This window comes from Roseibium litorale (assembly GCF_014842915.1).
In the GTDB taxonomy this organism is placed as follows: domain Bacteria; phylum Pseudomonadota; class Alphaproteobacteria; order Rhizobiales; family Stappiaceae; genus Roseibium; species Roseibium litorale.
The window spans coordinates 1-22,093 of record NZ_JACYXI010000001.1; the positions used below are offsets into that span (position 1 = coordinate 1).

Genomic DNA, 22,093 nt, shown 5'->3' on the forward strand with positions numbered 1-22,093 from the left:
GCACATGAGCCCAAAACGAAGAAGGAGAAAGCCAAGAACTTGACCGAACCCACAGACCCGTAACATACCTAAAAGGAGGGTCAATTCTCGGTGGAAATGCCGGGTTACTTCTCAATGGAAATCAACAGCGATAATCCTGAGCGGGGGCGAGGCCTACCAAGTCCTGTTGAAGAATCATACTCGACACTTTGCCTTAGTCTCGTTGCAACCTTGCTCACGTGCACTCGCGACGAGTATCGTTGCCTTTTCGGCGAGATTGCTGAAAACCAGCCTCAAGAAGAAGAAACTAGCGACACATCGGAAGCTAAATCGTGGGAGGACTTGCCAATTGGACAAAGAATCTCACATGACACTCACAATGACATAACGATTACATTCACAAGAACTGCAAGCGAAACTTTTGATGTAGCTCTACACTATAAACCGACTGGCGACCTAGTCCTTGAGCACTCAGAATCTGAGCTTCAAGGAGTTCACTTGAAATGGTTCGACCCCTTTTTTTGGACGATCATGATAAATGGTAGGCCAGCGACTGAGGGCACCCTCGAAAAAATCGTTGAAGAGCCTCACTCTTTTAGAATGGACCCATCAACGAGAACTATATTGTTTAAAAACTAACGATGGACATGGTCCATGTATCAGTCGGATGGTCGGCCGTTGAATAGATTTACCGTCAGGAAACCAAGGAAATGGCCAACTCGGAGTTGGATATTTCAGCTCCTCAACCTCTCAACTACTCAGTCGCACAGCAATTAGCTTTAGAAGATTTTCAAATGACATTTCAACGCGACTGCCGCAGACCGCTAAGTTGCGTCATCGTTTCTTATATGCAACAACGAAAGCATCCGGAAGGCCGTTGTAAAAATAGTGCGTTATCGGGACCGCTTGACCGCCTTTGGCGAGGTTCCGAACCAGCCTTTGGCCGCCCGGGAAAAGCTGCTCATATCCGAGTAGCCCAGAAGATAGGCCACCTCTCCCACCTGCATGTCATGTTCGGTCAGGTATTGCTTGGCAAGAGACCGGCGGACACCGTCCAGAACCTTGCGGAATGTCGTGCCATCCTGCTCGAACTGGCGCTGCAAGGACCGCCGGGACATGCCAAGCTTGGCCGCCACCTTGTCCAGAGAGGCTTCCCCGTCCCGCAGGGATCCCGCGATCGCCTGGCTCACCCGGTCGGACAGAGTGTCAGGGGTCTGTAGCGACGTCATCTGGCTGACAGCGAACCTTTCCATCAGCGCGTTGAGATGCGGATCACTTGGAATCGGTTTCAGAGGGAGAAGACTTGCGGGAATCAGCAGCCTGCTTTTCTCCTGCCCGAAGCGGACGTTCGGACCGAATGCCTCTTCATAGGCAGCCCGGTTTTGGGGTTCCTCGAATGCGAAATCGGCAGACAGGCCCTCTGCATGGTCACCAAGCATATAATGCACCCGGTGGCTCATAGCCGCCATGCAGAGACTCAAATATTGCCTCTGGCATCTGTCCGGATCAGGAAACGCCCACGACATCGCAGCCCAGTCTTTGGTGACCTCGAAGTCCATCTGAATATGGCTGGATGCCATGCGCTGGAACCGGGCCCAGTTTGCCAGCGCCTTCTCAAGGCTCGGCGCGGTCAGGGCAACATAGTCATAGATTTCAGCCGATCCGATGGCCAGTTTGGTCCCAAACCGCGCACCAACACCGTCGTCTCCGGTTTCCTCTGCGATCCGCTCATAGATGGACAGGAGCTGGCTTAACGGCACCATCGTGTCGGACGGCATCAAGGGCAGGTCGGCACGGACGCCGGTCCGCCTGGTCAACTCCTGCCAATCCAGCCCGCAATTTTCACAGACAAACTGAGCTGTCCGGAATGTACGTGCAGCAATAGTTCCCTTCAGCATCGTGAAACGGTCCCTCACCCGCCCCGTCACGCAAGCAAACAAAACAGACATTCCCGTCTGCCGCTACCTGCCAGTAAGACCTTCCGGCCGCGCTGTTCCTGATCCCGCCCGGACCTGCACCAATACATCTCACCCGTCTGGCGGATCCGACTTGCCTGATTTTCAGATAATCGCTGTTACACGGCCCTCGAACGCCCCATCCGATTGAATACTCTACGTCACATGTATTACTTCCGCTACATGCTTGATCCCGATTGAGACCATCCTGAGGCATCAATCACATGGGCACCTACGGTCATCGCGACAAGATTTTCAGCAAGCCTATCGAAGGTCAGAACACCTGTCAAAAATACCTATGACTGAGAGACCCACGCAAATTCCAAAGGGCAGCAAGACAGAAACCAGACCAGGTTCTGAAGGTCCCGCCTAAACCCTTGCACCATGAGGCAGAACAAAGGGCCGGTGCCCGGCAGGCACTGTGCCCACAGACAGGTCACACTCATAAAGATCCCGGATCACCGGGCTGGTCAGCGTTCCATGCGGAGTTCCAGCAGCAGCCAGCCTGCCCCGTTTCAGAGCGATGATCTGATCCGCATACATGGCCGTCAGATTGAGGTCATGGAGCACGGCCACCACACCTCCCCCCGCTTGCGCATAGCTTCTGGCGACGTCCATCACCTGCAGCTGATGCCGGATGTCCAGGCTCGAAACCGGCTCATCGAGAAACAGCCAGCGCGGACATCCTGCCACCACAGGCTCAAAGATCTGGCAAAGAACCCGCGCAAGCTGAACCCGCTGCTGCTCGCCTCCGGATAGATCATGATAGCGGCGCCCTTCGAAGCCTTTTAGATCGACGGCGTCCAAGGCCCGGCCGACCAGCTCTCTTTCGCTCAAGACCCCGGCAACGCTGCGCTGGGTTGCGCCAAGACGCACCACTTCGCGCACGGTCAGCGGAAAACTGCAGGTGCTGTTTTGAGGCAGGACGCCCCGGTGCCGGGCAAGCACATGCTCAGGCATCGTGCGGATCTCCTGCCCGTTCAGACGCGCTTCGCCCTGGTACGGCAAATCTCCGGTCAAGCTGCGCAAGAGCGTGCTCTTGCCCGAGCCATTCGGCCCGATGATGGCCGTGATTTCGCCGGCCCGCGCCTCAAGAGACAGACCGGAAAGAATGACACGTTTGCCCAGACTGACCTGGAGCCCCTTCGCGGTCAGCATGCCTTGTTCTCCCATCATTGCGCGTTCAGCCCCTTGCGTCCCAGAAGCACCCAGAGGAAGAAGGGCGCCCCTGCCAATGCCGTCAGAATGCCAATCGGCAGCTCGGCCGGCGCAACGATGATACGGCTGACCGTGTCCGCCAGAACCAGCATCGATCCGCCCAGCAGCGCCGAGGCGGGAAGCAGGTATCTGTTATCCGGCCCAATCACGAGCCGCAGAAGATGGGGCACGACAATGCCGACGAAGCCGATGCCGCCGCTGACGGCAACCGAGGCGCCGGTGGCCGCGGAAACGGAAACAACAGCAATCCGTTTCAGGCGCTGAACATTGATGCCCATGTGCCCTGCGACCGCCTCGCCCATGAAGAGCCCGTTGAGCCCCTTGCCCAGCAAAGGCATCGCAACGAGCACTGTGGCAATCACCGGCCCCGCCGACAGCACCTTGTCCCAGTTGGCACCCGCCAGAGACCCAAGACCCCAGAAATTCAAGTCCCTGAGCTGCTGATCATCGGCGACGAACACCAGAAGACCGATACAGGCTCCGGACAGGGCGGCAATGGCGATCCCGGCCAGAAGCATGGTCGCGATCGACGTCTGTCCCGACCGGGTTCCGATCCGGTACAAAAGCCAGGTCACCGCCAGCGCCCCGCCAAAGGCGGCAAGCGGCAGCAGATAGATCCCGGCAACGGCGGCGAAAGAGGCAGGCAAAGCCCCGCCGAGTACAATGACACCCGCCGCGCCAAGCCCCGCCCCGGAAGACACACCAATGATCCCAGGGTCTGCCAGAGGATTGCGGAACAGGCCCTGCATGACAGCGCCGGACACTGCCAGACCCGCCCCGACCAAAGCCCCGAGCACCACCCGGGGAAGCCGGATGGAATGGAGGATGATGTCATCGCGCACGGAAATACCGCCTGAGCCAAACCAGGCAGAGACGAGCGTTCCCGGCCCCACATCACTTGCCCCTGCCGTCAAGCTGAAGACCATGACGGCGGCAAGAAGAACGGCGAGAAGACAGATGACGAGGCGGGCAAGGCTGCTCCGGTCGCCGTCGTCCAGGGACTGCCTGCAGGAAAACAGGCAGCCGGACTTTCCTATGGGGGTCATGGACTCCAGAGCTTGTGTCATCTCACGTCCTATCAGGAACCGGACTTTGCAAGTTCGCGGACAAGCTCGCGCACAGCGTCCGCCGTGCGGGGACCGAACCCCAGCAGATAGAGGCCCTCCATGCGGATCAAGTGCTTGTTCTGGCCAGCTGGCGTTTGCTGCAAGGCCGGCGAAGCCAGAACCTCCTCCGCGCTGGAAGCATGATTGCCAGCCCGGTCCATCATCAAGATCACGTCCGGAGCTGCCGAAATCACTGCTTCGTCCGTCAGCTGCTTGTATCCCGAATAACCTTCCACCGCATTGACAGCGCCCGCCAGCTTGAGAATGCCGGCGGCAGCCGTGCCGCTGCCGCTGGCCATGATCCGCCCGCCCTGAGCGGACAGGATGAACATGACCCGCACGCCGTGCCCCTTGGTCCGGCCTTCCTCTTGAGCTTCTGCCAGATCGGCGGCGAGCTTTGCCTTCAATGCGGCTGCCTTCTCCTCAAGCCCGAGAGCTGCGCCGACGGTTTCCACCTTCTTCAGGATCCCCTCGGCACTGAAGTCCTCAGGCACCTCAACGATGGGAAGACCAGAGGATTTCAGCACCGACAGCGTCTCCGGCGGGCCGCTGCCTTCGAGCAGCAGAATGCCGTCCGGATCCACAGACAGCACGCCTTCGGGCGAAAGCGCCCGCATATATCCCGCATCCGGCAGGCTGAGCGCCTCCGGCGGGTAAAGGCTGGTACTGTCCCGTGCGGCCAGACGGTCCTGACCGCCAAGCGCATAGACAATCTCGGTGATGGAGCCGCCGATCGAGACGATCTTGCGGGACCCGGTCAAGCTCTCTGCCTTCGCAGAGGCCGCTCCCATCGCGAGCAGAGCCAGAACAGGAAGACCAAAGGCAGTCAGAAAACCGCGGCGCATGTCACGCAACCTCCATCGAACGGACACGCGGCAGATTTTCAACCAGGCCGCGCCAGTCGCCTCGTTCGGCATTTCCTTCCCCCCGGACACCGAAGAACTGCACGATCAGCCGCCCGGCAGCGTCATAGGCCTCGATTGATGTCACATGACCATGATCTGCGCCCTTGCGGACAGCCCAGACCTCAGCGATGTGATCCTGACGCAGATGCATATGGAACGTCGGATCCATGATGTTGATCCAAGGCCCCATTTCCTTGATGTCATGAACGACGCCCTGGTGGATCTGGATACAACCCCGGCTTCCGATGAAACACATGACCGGGATCTGTTCCTGAGCCGCCAGCTTCAGCATCGCGGCAACGGTTCCCCCTTCCAGCTCCCACGCCAGGTCCTCGCCCGCCATATGCAGCGCATTGAGGCGGTCCATTTCCAGATCCCGCAGCATTCCGAAAAACTGATGCGGATCATTGATGGCCTTCCAGCGCTGACGCAACGCCTGTTCCTTGGAGGGATCGGCATCGGGACGCACCTGAAGCGGCGCCGGGGAAAGGCGCTCGGACAATCCTTCGCTCTGGTCTTCCGCAGCAAGGCTGCTGACCAAAGCAGACCATGCATCCATATCCGTTGCGGCGCGGGCGTGGATTTTCATCACTGCGTCGCCGTGCGCATCAAAGAACTGGAGCGAGTGCCGGACGGCGGTGCCGTCGGTCTTCTCAACCGCATAGCCATGGACAAAATGAGCTGGAAAGATCCGCTGGTCGATTTGCTCTCCAAGCATCATGGCGGCCTGGCGGCCTGGCACGAACTTCTCGAATGGCCCGATTTTCTCGTGCACAGCGCTATCGTTGCGCACAAGGGACATAACCTCTCCAACCTTTTTCAGGCCGTTGAAGATATCCTCGAAATGGATATCGAGACGGATCACCGGGCCGGAACCGCCGGCAGCCAAAAACTCCGCTTCGGAAATACCGAGACGCTGGGCAAGGTCCCGCTCGCGCAGTTTCGGGTTCTCCGCACGGGCCAGCCGCACCCGATCCGCATCCACAGGCTGATCTGCCTCGAAGGAAGCTAGTCCGCCATTCTCTGCCTGCAACTGACCGGTCTGAGATCTGATGTTCATGTCATTTCCGCTTCTTTGAAAGAGCCTTGCACCCAGCTGACCGGAATCAGGCAGAGGTGGCGGCATCGTCTGAACAAAAGGGCGCGGGTATCACTGTTCTGCCGCGCTTCGGGCCGAAGGGACTTAATGTCTCTCCGGCACCAAAACTGCATGGCTGGCACCTGTCAGGCCCCGATACGGCGGGGCTTTCACCTCCCGTCCAGAACACCCGCGGGGAAGCGGCCTTCCGGAGAGAGGGCAGGCAAGCTCGCTATGATCCACCTTTGGCAGGGCACTGGCCTGCTTCAACCGGGGATCGTGCAATCCATCATTTACTTGACTCTATAAGTCATGTTTTGTAGCCACTGCAATACATGACTTTCATTTTCACCTTTTCCGGATCAAATCCCACAAGTCCGGTCAAGGCGTGACATTGTTAAGGACGTAAGCATGCCCGCAGCCTTTCTGCGCTCCAGCGCCCTTCCCGGTTTTGCAGCCGCAGGCCTTGTGCTGAACCTGTCGATCAGCGCTGCGATGGCCGATGGCGATACCGCCAAGCCTCTTTCCCTTGAGCTGAACAAGGCCACCGATACGCAGGCCGGCTGCCTGCTGACCTTCGTCGGGACCAACAAGACAGGCCTGGCTCTGTCATCTGTCGCCTACGAGCTGGTGCTTTTTGACAAGGATGGCCTGGTCGACCGGATGTCCGCGTTCGACTTTGGCGCCATGCCGGCTGGCAAGACCTTCGTCCGCCAGTTCGAGCTGAAGGGATCGAAGTGCCCTGGGCTCAGCCAGATCCTGGTCAATGGCGCAGCCCGTTGTGAGCAAGCCGATCCGGTGAAGGGAGCTGAAAACACCTGTATCAGCGCACTGAGCCCGGCCAGCCGCACAGACATCGCCTTTATCAAATAACACGCCGCCTTTTCCGCGGGCTGTCCCAGATAGCCCGCTCACCAGACACCAAACGAAAGATCAGACATCATGGACGTGTCCAGCCTGCTTCAGCCCCTCCTTGGCATTCTGGAAACCGGTGGCCCGGTGGTCATGCTGATTGGCGGATTGTCGGTCATTGCCCTTGCCCTGGTGCTGGTCAAACTCCTCCAGTTCAGCCGTGAAGGTGTAGGCCGGTCCGGCAAGGCCCGCTCGGCAGTGGCGCTCTGGCGCTCCGGCGCGCAGCGTGAGGCACTCGAGCACCTTTCCTCCTCCCGCTCAGCAACCTCAGAAGCCGTTCTCACGGCCATGCAGCTGACCGTTCAGGGGCATGACCGCACTGAGATCGAACAGGAGGTGACCCGCAAGGCCATGGCCCGCCTGCATCAACAGCAGTGGGGCTTGAAGGCTCTCGATGCCATTGCACAAATTGCACCGCTTCTGGGTCTCTTCGGTACGGTCCTTGGCATGATCGAAGCCTTCCAGGCTCTGCAAGCTGCCGGAAATTCGGTCGATCCGTCTATGCTCGCAGGCGGTATCTGGGTTGCGCTTCTGACCACCGCCGCCGGCCTTGCTGTCGCAATGCCCGTGTCGCTGATCCTGACTTTCCTGGAAAGCCGTATCGATCACGAGCGTGTTGCCATCGAGACCCTGACCGCAGGCATTCTGCTCTCGCATATGGACACGGGACGGAAATCCGGCGCAGGCCGCGCAGCAGCCGAAAACGCTCAGGCAGACGTTCGCCCGCATGCCATTCCCCTGAACGGGGCCGCAGCCCATGCACATTAACATGCCACGCGCCCGGGCGCGGAAACTGTCACTCACGTCCCTGATAGACGTGATCTTTCTGCTGCTTCTGTTCTTCATGCTGACGTCGACGTTCACCCGTTTCGGGGAAATTGACATTGCCGCTCCGGGCGGTCAGTCCTCCGGCGGCGGCAAGGGGCCCGATGCCATTCTGGCCCTGGATGACAACGGCCTGCTCCTGAATGGCCTCCCTATCCAGGCGGACGGACTCACCGGAGCTCTGGCCGACCTTCAGGAAAAGGGTGCCAAGTCGATTCTCCTGATCCCGCGCGGCACCTCGACAGCACAGGATCTGGTTACGGCTCTCGAGCAGGTCCGGCGGATCGAAGGCCTTACGGTGACGGTCGCCCGCTAACGTGGCCCTATTCTCCCGGACTGCCAGACAGGTCCGGAGACTTGAAGCCGTCACGATATAAACACGAGTTTGCGTTCCAGCTTATGAAAAAGCTTCCGCTTGCCCCGATCCAGCGCCAGAGCGAGAACACGCTCTCCCTGATCAACATCGTCTTCCTGATGCTGATCTTCTTCCTTGTGGCCGGGCAGCTCGCGCCCCCGCTGGACAAATCAGTCACCATGATCGACAGCGAGGATGCGCCTCCGGTTCCCCCGCCCCATGCGCTGGTCGTGCACGCTGACGGCAGTCTCCATTACATGGGGGAGCCAATCACCGTAGAAGAGTTCCTGATCCGCCGCCCCGAAACCACGGCAGCTGCCGCTAGCGCCTCAGCGGCAGACGGGACCGGCGCACCGGACGAAGCTCTGAGGATCATTGCCGACAAGGACACGCAAGCTGTCACGCTCCTGGATGTAGTCTCGGACCTTCAGAAGGCAGGCGCCGGACGTATGACCATCGTGACGGCGAGGTCAAAATGACCACCGACGTTCTGGACCCGCCGCGCCTCTCCGGCCTTGCGCTGGCGCTTGCCCTGTCGCTCGCGGCCCATGGTGGCCTTGCCATGTGGTATTTTGCCAAGGCGCCTGATGAGGTGCTCATTGCTGGCGGCGGCGCAAACCAGGCATTGACCCTGGGGGACGCCTTTGACGACATGCTCGTGGAAGGCACGGAAATCGCGGAGCTTCAGCCGGAAGCAGTGACGGAAGAAGAAGCCGAGCCGGTGAAGCCGCTTCAACAGAAGCCAATCGAGGATGTCATCCAGCAATCCCAAACGGCCCAGCTGACGGCAAGGGCCGTCGACAGCACCATCGAAGGCAGCTTTGTGGAATCCGAAGAGCCGCGGGAGCTGCCGCTTGAGCCCTTGGCCGCCGTTCAGCCCCAGGAAATTCAGCCTGTCGAACAAGCGCCAAAGGAAACGGTTCAGCCGGAGCCTGAAAAGCCCCTGGAAACAGCAACGGAGCAACCGGTGGAACCAGTTCCTCTGCCGGTTGCCAGGCCTGAAACGCCGCCGGAAGTCCACAAGCCAGTGAAGCGGACCGAAACCGCGAAGGTTCAAAAGAAGGAAACCACGAAGCCCGCCGTCAAGTCCGGCCCGGAAGCAGGTGCTGGTGGCCAGAGCAATGCAAACGCACAAAAAGGCGGGGCCAGGACAACAGGCTCCGGCGCAGAAGGCAATGCCGCCGTTTCCAACTATCCGGGCAAGGTCGCACGCGCGCTGCGCCGGGCGCTGCGCTATCCGTCAGCCGCCAAGCGCAAGCGGATCACCGGAGAGGTCTACGTCAGTTTCACGGTCAAACAGTCCGGACAGTTGTCCAACGTCTCCGTCATCCGCAGCTCGGGATCGGACATACTGGACAAGGCGGCTTTGGAAACGGTCCGCCGCGCGTCGCCCTTCCCACCCATTCCGCCAGAGGCGGGACGCAGTTCCTGGCCATTCCGGCTGCCCATCTCGTTCAACTAGGCTCAGGACCTATTAATTTGCATTAAGACGGGCGATGTGATTCAGGGTGGCAAAGGAGTTTGCCATGTCTGATTTGTTTCTGCTGTCGCCCGCCCAGATGTCCAGGATGGAACCGTTCTTTCCGCTTTCTCATGGTGTTCCGCGTGTCGATGACCGGCGGGTGATTTCAGGTATCATTTATGTGCTCAAGCATGGCCTTCAGTGGAAGGATGCACCGAGAGGCTATGGGCCTTACAAGACGCTCTACAACCGCTTCCGGCGGTGGGCGGAACTTGGTGTGTTTGACAGGATTTTCAGCAGCTTGGCAGCCAATGATGGGGCGCCGGACACGATGATGATCGATGCGACACACCTCAAGGCCCATCGCACCGCGTCGAGCCTGGTAAAAGGGGGCTTCTTTCCCGTCACATTGGCCGGACGAAGGGTGGATTGAACACCAAGCTGCATGCCGTGTGCGATGGCGAAGGCCGGCCCATCGCAATGTGTCTGACGGCCGGACAGGTTTCCGATCATGTGGGAGCCAAAATCCTGTACCCGGCGCTGCCTGATGGCGGCAATGCGACCATGATCGCGGACAAGGGATACGATTCAGATGAATACCGCGCTGCGCTTGAAGCCAAAGGGATAAAATCCTGCATTCCACCGCACAAAGGCCGGAAGGCACCGGCTGAATTTTGCAAAACCAAATATAAACAACGCCATAAGATCGAGAACATGTTCGGGCGGCTGAAAGACTGGCGACGTATCGCCACCCGATATGACCGAAGAGCCGATGTCTTCATGGCCGCAATCACCATCGCAACAATCATCATATGGTGGATTCAATGAGTCCTGAGCCTAGGGTGTGGCCCCATAAATTTGAAGGTAATGGCGCGTCAACTGGCACCGAAAGGCAAGGCGAGAGGCGAAAAGCGGGCTTTATGCCCGGTTGAGACGCTCAACGCCGCCTTTCACAGCCAGTTGCGCGTCATGTAAGGATTTGGCGAATTCGTCCGGCTACAGAGTTGCAAGACTTTGAAAGCCATAAGGCTTCCTGCAGCCTTGCGCCTTGTATCCAAACAAATTCGCTCAAACCATTGCCTTCAAATTTATGGGTCCACACCCAAGGCGAACGAAGGTTCCATCAGGCCATTTGCTGCGGATTTTTCCGCCGCTCGCGAAGATGTGAGCGTTGCCTAGCTCTTCACGATCCACCTTCACAAAACTTCCCCTGAGTAAGAAAAGTCACCGGAAGAAATTTATTTTTCCGCATCAGAAACCGGAAATTGTCCTTCCAAAACAAATCCGTCGCCTGAAAAAACGTTAACGTTTAGGGCGGAAGGTTTGCGGCATACGGTCAGGCATTTAAATCACAGACTCGTGAAGTCACTGGAAAAATCGGCCCTCAGCACCCAATTTGTTAACAAATAGTTAATTTATAACTTTGCTTTCTTGCGGTTTTTTTGACCATTTGAGAGAATTGTGGTGCAAAAATGGCAAGAACATGACTTGAGCGGTTGGATGCGGCGATCCAGAAAATCGGGAACCAGACCGGCACCATCGCGTTAATGTTCATGAAAATCCCAAACGGGAGGTCGTCATGGAACAGCTTTGGACAGAAAACACGTGCACTAACTCCGGAACCCGCAGCAAGGCCCTGCCAGCAGCGTTTCGCGCTGGCGTCGCAGGTGTGCTGATCGCCGCCACCTGCTTGGGAACGTCTCCCGCGATGGCCTTTAGCAAAACCACTCTGGACCACGCGCCCCAAAAAACGGTTGTGCTTGACGAAGACAAACTGGCCGTCACGGTCTCTGCTGCATCCGAAAGCCAGACAGACCCGCTCGACAGTGAAATGACCATATGGGTCGGCGAAGTGCAGATCCAGGGCCGAAACACGGTGTGGGTCGAGCTGATCGACAGTTATGGCGAGGTGGTCTACGAAAGCGAAGTGGGAACAAATGAAACCCATCTTCTGCCCGACGGCCGCGCTGTCGTCGTCCGTGACCTGCATTCCGACACCAATGTGGCCAAGCTGGACACTTCCCGGGTGATCTCGGACACGCCCATGCTGGTGACACGCCGGGTGGTAGAGTCTCCTGAAACCTCGGCATCGGTCGAATTCGTGGAAGCTGCCCCTGCCCCCAAACAGGATAAGCACTCCCCCATGCTGAACATCGCATCTGTCGGACAGGTGATCTGGGCCAATATCGTCGCCTTCTTCGACGCGGCAGCCACCAGAATTCAGGTTGCATGGAATTGGATCAAGGACACCCTGCCAGCCTGAGCGGGCCTTACAACCTCCAAAGACCCAAATTGGCCGGATCCTGCATCCGGTCAATTTTTTAATGGTTTCCGCAACTTATTTGTGCCGACCGATGATCCAGCTCCTTTTCGCCTCCGTAAGCTGCCCAGTAAGACAGACGAGCGGGCCGTATTGGTCTGGCCTCCAGCAGAAGGAAGCTGCTTATGCGGATTGCCGTGATCGGTTCAGGGATAGCGGGAAACAGCGCAGCCTGGGCTTTGAGCGCCGGTCATCAGGTCGTCCTTTACGAAAAGCGGCTGCGACCGGGTGGCCATAGTGCCACTGTCGACATCGACTATGACGGCGTCCCTCTTTCCGTCGACACGGGTTTCATCGTTTACAACGAGTTGAACTATCCCAATTTCACCGCCCTTCTCGACCATCTCTGCGTCAAGACCGAAGCCAGCGACATGAGCTTCGCCCTTTCACGGGACGAAGGCAGCCTCGAATGGTCCGGGCAAAATCTCAACACGGTGTTTGCCCGGCGGGCCAACCTCCTGTCCCCGCGCTTTCTGCGCATGCTCCGGGAGATTTTCCGCTTCAACAAGGCCTGCGCCCAGGATCTTGCCGCAGGACGTCTGACCGGTCTGAGCCTTGGAGACTATCTGTCCCGCAATGGCTACTCGGACTTCTTCCTGCAAAACTATCTTCTGCCCATGGGGGCCGCCATCTGGTCGACGCCTGTCGAGGAAATGCGGGCCTATCCGGCAGAGAGCTTCGTCTCCTTTTTCGAGAACCACCGGCTGATCAACTTCGACCGTCCCGTCTGGCGCACGGTGTCCGGCGGCAGCCGCAACTACGTGCGCAAGCTGCTCGCCCCGCTCGAAGGGCATATCCGCTATGGCGCCATGGTCACGGGCATCCGCCGCGAGGGGGGCAAGGTGCACGTGACGGACAGCCTTGGAGGTCAGGATACGTTCGACCAGGTGATCCTTGCCGGTCACACCGACCAGAACCTCGCCATGCTGGATGATGCGTCACCTGATGAGCGCGCGATTTTGAGTGCCATCCGCTACCGGCCCAACAACGTCTATCTCCACCGGGACCTGTCCCTGATGCCAAAGCGCCGCAGAGCCTGGGCATCCTGGAATTACATGGCCTGGTCCGACGGCGAAGAGACAAGGGACGTGACGGTCAGCTACTGGATGAACCGGCTGCAGAACCTGGATCACAGCCGTCCGCTTGTGGTCACCCTGAACCCGCCCGTTCCACCGCGCGAGGATTTGACCTTCGCCCATTTCGTCTATGATCATCCGCAGTTCGATGCAGCGGCTCTTGCAGCCCAGCGCCAGCTCAGCAGCATTCAAGGCGTCAACAATACCTGGTTCTGCGGTGCATGGGCAGGCTATGGCTTTCACGAGGACGGTTTGAAGTCCGGCTTGAGCGTTGCCCGGCAACTCGGGGCTACACTGCCTTGGGAAACCCGCCTCACCAACCCTGTACTGGAAGCTGCCGAATGATCTGCTCCGCACGGCCCACCAGCATGAGCGAAAACGGACCGCCACCGGAGGCGGCGATGACGCTTTATACCGGGCCGGTCATGCATGCGCGGATGAAGCCAAAGGAGCACCGCTTCAGCTACGAGGTCTTCAGCATCCTGATTGATCTCGACAGATTGGAAGAAGCGGACAAGTTGGCTCCGCTCTTCTCGATAGGCCGCTTCAACCTTGCCAGCTTCCACCCGGGTGATCATGGCCCCAGAGACGGATCTGACCTGCGCCAGCATGCGGACCGGCTGCTGGCCGGTGAAGGTGTTCCCCGGCCAGACCGGGTGCTGCTGCTCTGCTACCCGCGTATCCTGGGCCATGTCTTCAACCCTCTGGCCGTCTATTACGCCTATGATCCGGCAGGCAATCTGACGGGTGTGATCTATGAAGTGCGCAACACCTTTGGTGGAATGCATCACTATGTGATCCCGGTGCATGACGGAGAGCTCAGTGAGGCAGGCCTGCGCCAGCAGCAAGAGAAGCTTTTCTATGTTTCGCCCTTTGTCAGCATGGAACAGACCTACCGCTTCCGGCTGCTTCCCCCCGGAGAGACCGTGCGGATCCGCATTCTGGAGAGCGACGGAGAGGGCCCTCTTCTTTCGGCCACCTTCAACGCCAAGATGCAACCTTTCACCTCAACTGCACTTTTGAAGCTCTGCACAAAGATCCCGTTGCTGCCTCTCAAGGTGATCTTCGGCATCCATTGGGAGGCCTTTAAAATTTGGCGCAAAGGTGTACGATTTCATCCACGACCCGCAGGAGAGCCGTCCGGAAAGATTACTCCGGACCGGACCGGCGGATCGCTGAAAGCTGGTTGAAGTCATTCACATGCTGCCACTCGCAAAACGGGCTGAATGACCGATATGGAGGCTGACGCGACCCATGACTGACGCTCTTGTCATTACCCGCCAGAATGCACGCACTGCCATGGCCGGGCTTCCCCGGCTCACAAAACTGGGATTCAAGATCCTGCTGTCCCTGCGCTACGGCAGGTTGAAGGTGACGACCCCGGATGGAAGGGCCTTCCTGTTTGAAGGGCAGGAAGCAGGACCTTCGGCTGAGCTCAATGTCCATGACTGGCGTTTTCCGAAAATGGTCATCCAGGGCGGCGACGTTGGTGTCGGCGAAGCCTTCATGGCCGGCTACTGGTCTTCTCCCGACATTACGACCTTTCTGGAGCTCTTCTGCATCAACCGGGATGCGACGGTTGACGCTTTGAACGGCCGACCTGTCGTCCGGCTGCTTCTGTCCCTGCGTCACTGGCTCAATGCCAACACCCGCAAGGGATCCCGGCGCAACATCTCCGCCCACTATGATCTGGGGAATGCCTTCTACCGGGAATGGCTCGACCCGACGATGACCTATTCCTCGGCGATCTTTGACGAGAGCACACAGGACCTCGAGACCGCCCAGCGCCTGAAATACGCTTCACTGGCCCGCGAGGCCGACATCCGTCCGGGCCATGAGGTTCTGGAAATCGGCTGCGGCTGGGGCGGTTTTGCCGAATTCGCCGGAAAGGAAATCGGCGCCAGTGTACGCGCGCTGACGATCTCGAAGGAGCAGTTCGACTTCGCCAGTGAGCGCATCTTCAAGGCGGGGCTGAACGAGCGGGTCAAAGTGGTATTCCAGGATTACCGGGACGAACGGGGCACCTTCGACCGCATCGCCTCGATCGAGATGTTCGAGGCTGTGGGGGAACGCTACTGGCCGACCTATTTCCAGCAGCTGTCCGCTTGCCTGAGGCCCGGCGGCAAGGCAGGCCTGCAGATCATCACCATTCAGGACCGCATGTTCGACGACTACCGGCGGACACCGGACTTCATCCAGCGGCACATCTTTCCGGGCGGCATGCTTCCGCCCCCCGGCAAGCTGGAGGAAATCGGCAAGCGCCTTGGTCTGGATCTCGCCAATCAGAAGATCTTCGGTCAGGACTATGCGCGCACCTTGGCAGAATGGCGCTCCCGCTTCCGCGAAGCCTGGCCACGCATCAGCCCCCTTGGCTTCGACGAGCGCTTCAAGCGGCTGTGGGAGTTCTATCTCCACTATTGCGAGGCAGGCTTCCGGTCAGGGAACATCGACGTGCGCCAGATGGTTTACGTCAAGCAAGGCTGAGTTCTCATACCTGAGAAGCAATGGAAGAAGAGCTGATTACAAGCTCTTCTTCGACCAGCCGGTCGCCTTTGCCACGAGCCGGAAGTAGAGGCTGTAAGGCAAGAGGCGGAGCAGCTTGAGCTGGGTGACAAAGCCTCTGGGAAAATAGATCTCGAACTGAGCGGGCCGTTGCAGGCCCGCCGCAATCTCCTCCGCCGCCCGGTCCACCGTGATGATGTCCGGCATCGGAAATGGGTTCTGAGCTGTGGCGGGCGTGTCGACGAACCCCGGACAGATGACCTGAATGGCGATGCCTGCCTTGTCGAGATCGAACTTCAGCGCCTCGGCCATGTTGATCAAACCGGCCTTGGTTGCCCCATAGGCCGCAGAGGTCGGCAGACCGGCATAACCGGCGCTGGACGAGACAATCGCGATTTGCCCCTTGCCTCTGGTCTTCATTGTCTCAATGGCGGGCAGCAGCACATTCACGGTTCCCATCAGATTGACGTCGATCGTTTTGCGCCACTCTTCAGGATTTCCCGCAAGCCCGTCCTGGGGCCGATAAACCCCGGCGTTGGCCACCAATACCGCAAGCGGCGCAACCTCTGTTTCGATCTGCTGGAGAATGGCGCTCATGGCGTCAGCATCAGTCACATCCCCGGGAAAGCTGACGATGCGCCCGGGAAGAGCCGCGGCCTCGGCCACAAGGGCCGAAAGCTTTCCCTCCGAGCGCGCCGTGACGGCCACCCGCCATCCCTCACCGGCAAGCATCAGGGCCAATGCCCGGCCAATGCCGGAACTTGCCCCTGTTATCCAGACACAACCGTCTTCCGGCTTGGCAGCTTTGAGGGACACTTGAGACCCGGCCATGACAACTCCTTTCGCAGCAATAGATCAATCTACGCGCTCAAGCTGTTGCCGGATCAGGGAAACTTTGTAGATCAGCGCATGAAAGGCGCGAAGAACCGCCCGATCGGACCCGTCAGCCTCAGGCTGCCCTCGGTCACCGCGAAGCAGATACAGTCCTCGTCCTCATCGGCGATGGGCTTGTGATCAATGTCGTCATTGGCAAAGGCAATGTCACCGCGGACGAAGTGCCCTTCCACGTCCTTGAACCCGCCCTGCAGCACGAGCGTCAGCTCTGTGCCCTCATGCGTGTGCGCAGGCATCGCCCGTCCCGCACGGACCCAGAGAAGAGAGGCGGAGCAGCCGTCGATTTCGCCGAACTTGCACTCCTTGACACCCGGAAGCAGTGTCTTCCACGGCAGGGCATCGAGTGGCTTGTCCACGATTTCCCTCAGGCTCCCAGGCAGTCTCGGGTCCGTGGAAGTCCCAGTGCCGCGAGAGGTCTGCGCGGGCTCCATCGCGAAAATCCCGGCCAGCATATGATCCCGGTCGGTCACGGCCACAGGAGCCACCGCTTCCAGCGCGGCCCCAGCCATCTCTTCGAGCCCGGCAACATAGGACCGGTTGCGCCCTGACAGCTCCAGATGAGCCCCGACGAGGGCACGGGCCGGGGCTGCCAGAGTTCCGGCAGCGAAGCCGGCCAGCAATTCATCAAGGCCCGTAACGTTCTTTTCCATGCAATTGCTCATAGCGCTCCCGGAAAGCGGAAATAGCAAACCTGTTCCACCTTACGGAGCGGCGCGGGATTTAGATCACACCATTCCCGTTTTTTACGGGTCTGGCCACCTGCCGGTAGGGCGCAATGTAGAACAGGCAAGCCCCGATTTTCAACCAATTCAGCCACATGTGCCGCGTCAGAAGCTTGATCCTGCTTGCAAGGACCAGTAGCGTCCCCACCTAATCCGAAACAAGATCTCTATGCCCGGAACCGGACCGCAGCCGATTGCAGGGACCGGACCTGACCTGGAAAGCATTTTGACATGACTGCCGTCTCTTCCGTTGTCGATGCCATTGGCAACACGCCCCTGATCCGCCTCAACGCCCTTTCCGAGGAAACCGGCTGCGAAATCTTCGGCAAAGCCGAGTTCATGAACCCGGGCCAGTCGGTCAAAGACCGCCCTGCCCGCCAGATGGTTCTCGAAGCGGAAGCCCGCGGCGACCTGAGACCCGGCGGCCTGATCGTGGAAGGGACTGCTGGGAACACCGGGATCGGCCTGGCTCTGGTCGCCAGCGCCCGCGGTTACCGCACCGTGATCGTGATACCGGAAACCCAGACCCAGGAAAAGAAAGACATGCTGCGTATGTGCGGCGCGGAGCTTCTGGAAGTTCCGGCCAAGCCCTTCTCCGATCCGAACAACTATCAGCACGTCGCCCGGCGTCTGGCAGAAGAGCTCGCCAAGACCGAGCCCAACGGCGTTCTGTTCGCTGATCAGTGGAACAATCTGGACAACCGCAAGGCCCATTATGTGACCACTGGTCCGGAAATCCTGGAGCAGACCGGCGGCAAGATCGACGGCTTTATCTGCGCGGTCGGCTCCGGCGGCACGCTGGCAGGGGTTTCCACATTCTTGCGGGACAACAAGCCGGGCATCAAAATCGGCTGTGCCGATCCGCTTGGCGCCGGCATGTACCACCTCTTCAAGGATGGTGAAGCCAAGGCGACCGATGGCAGCTCCATCGCCGAAGGCATCGGCCTCGGACGGTCCACACCGATCGTCGGCGACATTACCGTTGATTTCCCCTATGCGATTGCGGACGAGGAAGCCCTGCCGCTGGTCTTTGACCTTGCGGAGCATGAAGGCCTGCTGCTTGGCGGTTCTTCAGCGATCAACCTTGCAGGTGCCCGGCGCATGGCCAAGGACATGGGACCCGGCCACACCATCGTGACGATCCTGTGCGACCATGGCACCCGCAGCCAGTCCAAGCTCTATAATCCGCAGTTCCTGCATTCCAAGAACCTGCCGGTCCCAGGCTGGCTGGAGCGCAAAGGAACGCTGGAAGCGCCTTTCGTCTGAACAAGGGAAATCTGAGGAACCGCAATGGCTGCACCTGGCGACGCTGCTCTCATCGTTGACGCCGCCACGGACGTTAAGACCGGATTTTTCCTGGTCGACACGGTCCTCAACAATCTCGGCATCCTGGCCGCTGCCGCAACGGTCCTCTATGCGGCGGCTATCGTCTGCGCTGTCCGGGAGATCATGAGCAGCCGGACAGCCCAGGGCTCCATCGCCTGGCTACTGTCCCTGTTCTATCTTCCGCTCTTCACGGTCCCGCTCTATCTGATCTTCGCCTGGCGCTCCTTTGCAGACTATTCCAAGGTGCAAAGGCGGCTGGGGCGGCGCGGACGCGCACGCAGGGCCGAAGAGCTCAGGCTTTCAGACGTGAAAGGCTCCGCCAATTGGCCGGTTCTGACCAAAATTGCCGGCACCCCGTTTCTGGCTGGCAATGCCACGGAACTGCTGATTGACGGCACCGCCACTTTCGACTCCATACTGGACGGCATTGCAAAGGCCGAACACAGCATCCTGATCCAGTTCTTCATCGTGCGCGATGATGAGATCGGCAATCAGGTTGCCGATGCCCTAATCGAGCGTGCCAAGGCCGGGGTGTCCGTCTATTTCCTCTATGACGACATCGGCAGCAAATCCCTGCCCTGGAGCTATCTGTCACGCTTGACCAGCGCAGGGATCAAGGTCAGCGGGTTCAATGAGCGGCACAAATATCTGCGCATGCTCGGCCCAATGCGGCTCAATTACCGCAATCACCGCAAGGTCGTGGTAACGGACTTCCAGCACACGTGGATCGGCGGGCACAATCTGGCAGATGAATATCTTGGACGGTCCAAGCGCTTCGGCCATTGGCGCGACACCCATGTGAAGGTCTCGGGACCGGCCGCCGTCGCCTCGGCCATCTGCTTCAGTGAAGACTGGAAATGGGCCAATGGGACGGAAATCCCGCTCGACGCGATTGAGACCATTCCCCAGCCGGGCGATGAATCCGTTCTGGTCATGCCAACCGGTCCCGCCGATGATCTGGAAAACTGCGCCATAGCCTTCGCGGAAGCCGCCTCCCGCGCCAAGGAGCGGCTCTGGATCGTCACCCCGTATTTCGTGCCAGGTTCCGACATACAGACTGCACTTTACGCCGCAGCCATGCGCGGCGTGGATGTGCGCGTTCTGCTGCCGGAAAAAGCCGATCATACGCTCGTCTGGCTTGCCAGCCACTCCCACGCGGATGAAATGATGTCCCGCGGGATCAAGGTCTACCGCTATCAAAAGGGCTTCCTGCACCAGAAGGTGGTCCTGGTCGACAATCAGTTGACCTCCATCGGGACCGTCAACTTCGACAACCGCTCCTTCCGGATCAACTTCGAAGTCACCCTCTGGTTCACCCATGAGCGGATGATCGCCAAGGTATCGGACATGCTGGAGCGCGACTTTGCCGATGCCCGGCAGACAGGACCGGACGACCTGGACCGCCGCAGCTACGCCTTCCGCGTCGCCGCCCAAGGCGCAAGGTTATTGTCGCCAATCCTCTGACGGACTGGTTTTTCCTCACATCCCTTGAAAACCAAACCAGATGGCGGTGGTGGTGACCACGCCGACGATCAGGTTCATCGGCACGCCGATCTTCAGGAAGTCCGAGAACTGATAGTTCGCTGCCCCGTAGACCAGCGTATTGGTCTGATAGCCGATGGGGGTGGCAAAGCTGGCGCTGGCACCGAACATCACCGTCATGACAATGGCGCGCGCGTCGATGCCGAGGGGTTCTGCCAGACCGATTACCACAGGCGTCAGAACCACGGCGACCGCGTTGTTGGTCACCATTTCGGTCATCACCGAGGCGGCCAGATAGATCAGCAGCAAGGCTGCAAAGCCCGGCACCGATGTCAGCAAGGGCGTCAGCGCGGTGACGATCAGCTCAACCGCACCTGTGTTTTCCAGCGCCTTGCCGACCATGAGCATGGAAAAGATCAGAACCAGGACGGAACCGTTCAGGGAATCCCAGGCTTCATCCGGATCGATACAGCGCACCAGCAGCAGCAAGGCAACCGCAATCAGCGCAAGGCTGCCGATGGACATGACGCCCATGGCCGACAGAGCGACCACACCAGCCAAAGCGAGAAGCGCGACCGGAGCCTTGCTGCGGCGGTAGGCCCGGCCGCTCGGGTGGGACACAGAGACCAGCTCGGTTTCCGCCGACAGCTCTTCGAAACCTGCCGCCGGGCCTTCGATCAATAGCTTGTCCGCCGCCTTCAGACGCACCGCTCCCAGTTCCGGTCCAGGTATGTGATTATGGCGGTGTGCGCCCAGAATGCGGATACCGAACCTTCTGCCCAATGACAGGGACGAGATGGGAATGCCCTGCGTGGTGCGGCGCGGAGAAACCACGGCTTCCACGACGATATGGTCTTCGGCTTTCTTCTGGGCAGAGCGCAGGCCAACCCGGAAGTCCTTGAGGGTGTTGAGCGTAAGCACTTCCGAGGTTGGTGCCCGCACAATCAGAATGTCGCCCTTCTTCAGCTCAAAGCCTTCAAGCTCGGACCGGGTCATCTCCTGCCCCCGGCGCACGCCGGTCACTGTGATCCCCGGACGGTTGAGCTCGGCCACCTCGCCAAGCGGCTTGCCATCCAGATCCCCGCTGATCACCGCCACCTCTGTCAAAAATTCTGTCTCACCCAGAAGAAGATCCTGGGCCGCGTCTTCCCGGTGCGGCAGCAGAAACCGGCCCAGCAGCAGCATGGTCGCAAGACCGCTCACAGCTGCGATGATGCCATAAGGGGTAATCTCGAAGATCCCAAAGGGCTCCATGCCCTGCTGACGGGCGACACCATCCACCAGAAGGTTTGTCGAGGTACCGAGCAGGCTCAGCGTCCCCCCAAGGATCGCGGTGTAGGAAAGCGGTATCAGCAGCCGTGTCGGCGCCACTCCGATCGCCTTCGCCAGCTTGATCACCACAGGAATCAGAACCAGGACCACTGGCGTGTTGTTTACCACCGCGGAGGCAAACATCGAGATGAGCACGAAGGCACTGATGGACAGGATGGGGCGCTCTTTGGCGCGTGCGACCACGAGATCCGCCAAGGCATCCAGCACGCCCGTGCGCACGAGTGCGCCGGATAGAATGAACATCGCCGCAATCGTAATCGGCGCAGGATTGGAGAAAGCCGTAAAGGCTTCCTCTTGAGAGATGAAGCCGAGCACCAGACAGGCCCCAGCCGCTGCCGCAGCAACCACCTCAGGCGCAACCCGTTCGCTCAGGAACGCGGCGAACATAACGGCGAGGATCAGCAACGCAATCAGTGCCTGATGGGTGTCTAGAAACGCTGCGGACATTCATCACCTGACGTTGGCCCGGAAGCGGGCATTTCATCTCAAGCCGGGAGCAACTTCCCCGCCGCACGCTCAAAGGATAGCAACCTGAAGCCTGAAAGCGAAAGGCTGGCGACTGCCCTAGAGCAGCAGGATACAAATGCGCGATAACGTGTTTGGTTCCAGTTACCCGGCAAAGGCATACGAAAGAAGCAGACAAA

General features: G+C 59.3%; 20 protein-coding genes. 12 read left to right on the plus strand and 8 right to left on the minus strand.

Annotated features, from left to right (window positions below; all coding sequences use genetic code 11):
• Nucleotides 1-872: 872 nt before the first annotated feature.
• The 5 genes from IG616_RS00005 to IG616_RS00025 all read right to left on the minus strand — a co-directional run bounded on the left by IG616_RS00005 (nt 873) and on the right by IG616_RS00025 (nt 6,223).
• Entirely contained in the window at nt 873-1,928 is a 1,056-nt protein-coding gene (locus IG616_RS00005; RefSeq protein WP_192145219.1) for an AraC family transcriptional regulator, read from the minus strand.
• A 375-nt stretch (nt 1,929-2,303) separates the two neighbouring features.
• Entirely contained in the window at nt 2,304-3,092 is a 789-nt protein-coding gene (locus IG616_RS00010) for a heme ABC transporter ATP-binding protein (RefSeq protein WP_192145221.1), read from the minus strand.
• Nucleotides 3,093-3,106: 14 nt separating this feature from the next.
• Entirely contained in the window at nt 3,107-4,198 is a 1,092-nt protein-coding gene (locus tag IG616_RS00015; RefSeq protein WP_192146594.1) for a FecCD family ABC transporter permease, read from the minus strand.
• A 32-nt stretch (nt 4,199-4,230) separates the two neighbouring features.
• Entirely contained in the window at nt 4,231-5,103 is an 873-nt protein-coding gene (locus IG616_RS00020) for a heme/hemin ABC transporter substrate-binding protein (protein WP_192145223.1), read from the minus strand.
• Between the two features lies 1 nt (nt 5,104).
• Nucleotides 5,105-6,223: a hemin-degrading factor gene (locus IG616_RS00025; RefSeq protein ID WP_192145225.1), complete on the minus strand. Its 1,119-nt coding sequence runs from the start codon at nt 6,221-6,223 to the stop codon at nt 5,105-5,107.
• A gap of 429 nt (nt 6,224-6,652) precedes the next feature.
• On the opposite strand from IG616_RS00025, the gene IG616_RS00030 reads away from it, so the two are divergent.
• The 10 genes from IG616_RS00030 (at nt 6,653) to IG616_RS00075 (ending at nt 15,675) form a co-directional block, all read left to right on the plus strand.
• Complete coding sequence (locus IG616_RS00030) at nt 6,653-7,114, plus strand: hypothetical protein (RefSeq protein WP_192145227.1); 462 nt, start codon at nt 6,653-6,655, stop codon at nt 7,112-7,114.
• Between the two features lie 69 nt (nt 7,115-7,183).
• A complete protein-coding gene (locus IG616_RS00035) occupies nt 7,184-7,921 on the plus strand; it encodes a MotA/TolQ/ExbB proton channel family protein (protein ID WP_192145229.1) in 738 nt (245 codons plus the stop codon).
• Between the two features lies 1 nt (nt 7,922).
• A complete protein-coding gene (locus tag IG616_RS00040) occupies nt 7,923-8,294 on the plus strand; it encodes a biopolymer transporter ExbD (RefSeq protein WP_216863270.1) in 372 nt (123 codons plus the stop codon).
• Nucleotides 8,295-8,377: 83 nt separating this feature from the next.
• On the plus strand, nt 8,378-8,812 hold the full coding sequence (locus IG616_RS00045) for an ExbD/TolR family protein (protein WP_192145233.1): 435 nt from the start codon (nt 8,378-8,380) through the stop codon (nt 8,810-8,812).
• On the plus strand, nt 8,809-9,795 hold the full coding sequence (locus IG616_RS00050) for an energy transducer TonB (RefSeq protein ID WP_192145235.1): 987 nt from the start codon (nt 8,809-8,811) through the stop codon (nt 9,793-9,795). The genes IG616_RS00045 and IG616_RS00050 overlap by 4 nt, the downstream gene beginning before the upstream one ends.
• A gap of 64 nt (nt 9,796-9,859) precedes the next feature.
• Nucleotides 9,860-10,623 (plus strand): IS5 family transposase gene (locus IG616_RS00055; RefSeq protein ID WP_246476077.1). Its coding sequence is split into 2 segments (ribosomal slippage): nt 9,860-10,178 and nt 10,178-10,623, totalling 765 coding nucleotides; the frame shifts between segments, so codons are not numbered across the junction.
• 751 nt (nt 10,624-11,374) lie between these two features.
• The gene (locus IG616_RS00060) at nt 11,375-12,058 is read left to right on the plus strand and encodes a hypothetical protein (protein WP_209007199.1); all 684 of its coding nucleotides are present in this window, start codon (nt 11,375-11,377) and stop codon (nt 12,056-12,058) included.
• 182 nt (nt 12,059-12,240) lie between these two features.
• Nucleotides 12,241-13,536 (plus strand): NAD(P)/FAD-dependent oxidoreductase, encoded by a 1,296-nt coding sequence (locus IG616_RS00065; RefSeq protein WP_192145237.1) that lies wholly within the window; start codon nt 12,241-12,243, stop codon nt 13,534-13,536.
• A gap of 56 nt (nt 13,537-13,592) precedes the next feature.
• Nucleotides 13,593-14,381: a DUF1365 domain-containing protein gene (locus tag IG616_RS00070; protein WP_246476059.1), complete on the plus strand. Its 789-nt coding sequence runs from the start codon at nt 13,593-13,595 to the stop codon at nt 14,379-14,381.
• A 64-nt stretch (nt 14,382-14,445) separates the two neighbouring features.
• Nucleotides 14,446-15,675: an SAM-dependent methyltransferase gene (locus IG616_RS00075; protein ID WP_192145239.1), complete on the plus strand. Its 1,230-nt coding sequence runs from the start codon at nt 14,446-14,448 to the stop codon at nt 15,673-15,675.
• A 36-nt stretch (nt 15,676-15,711) separates the two neighbouring features.
• Here the strand turns inward: IG616_RS00075 and IG616_RS00080 are convergent, their stop codons facing one another.
• Both IG616_RS00080 and IG616_RS00085 read right to left on the minus strand, forming a co-directional pair.
• Nucleotides 15,712-16,524, minus strand: coding sequence for an SDR family NAD(P)-dependent oxidoreductase (locus IG616_RS00080; RefSeq protein WP_192145241.1), 813 nt, complete (start codon nt 16,522-16,524; stop codon nt 15,712-15,714).
• A 71-nt stretch (nt 16,525-16,595) separates the two neighbouring features.
• Nucleotides 16,596-17,237 (minus strand): ChrR family anti-sigma-E factor, encoded by a 642-nt coding sequence (locus tag IG616_RS00085; protein WP_192145243.1) that lies wholly within the window; start codon nt 17,235-17,237, stop codon nt 16,596-16,598.
• 303 nt (nt 17,238-17,540) lie between these two features.
• Here IG616_RS00085 and IG616_RS00090 point away from each other — a divergent pair, with 303 nt between their 5' ends.
• A complete protein-coding gene (locus IG616_RS00090; RefSeq protein ID WP_192145244.1) occupies nt 17,541-18,575 on the plus strand; it encodes a cysteine synthase A in 1,035 nt (344 codons plus the stop codon).
• A gap of 24 nt (nt 18,576-18,599) precedes the next feature.
• Nucleotides 18,600-20,099: a cardiolipin synthase gene (gene cls / locus IG616_RS00095; protein ID WP_192145246.1), complete on the plus strand. Its 1,500-nt coding sequence runs from the start codon at nt 18,600-18,602 to the stop codon at nt 20,097-20,099.
• Nucleotides 20,100-20,114: 15 nt separating this feature from the next.
• Here the strand turns inward: cls and IG616_RS00100 are convergent, their stop codons facing one another.
• A complete protein-coding gene (locus IG616_RS00100) occupies nt 20,115-21,896 on the minus strand; it encodes an SLC13 family permease (protein WP_192145248.1) in 1,782 nt (593 codons plus the stop codon).
• Nucleotides 21,897-22,093 lie beyond the last annotated feature (197 nt).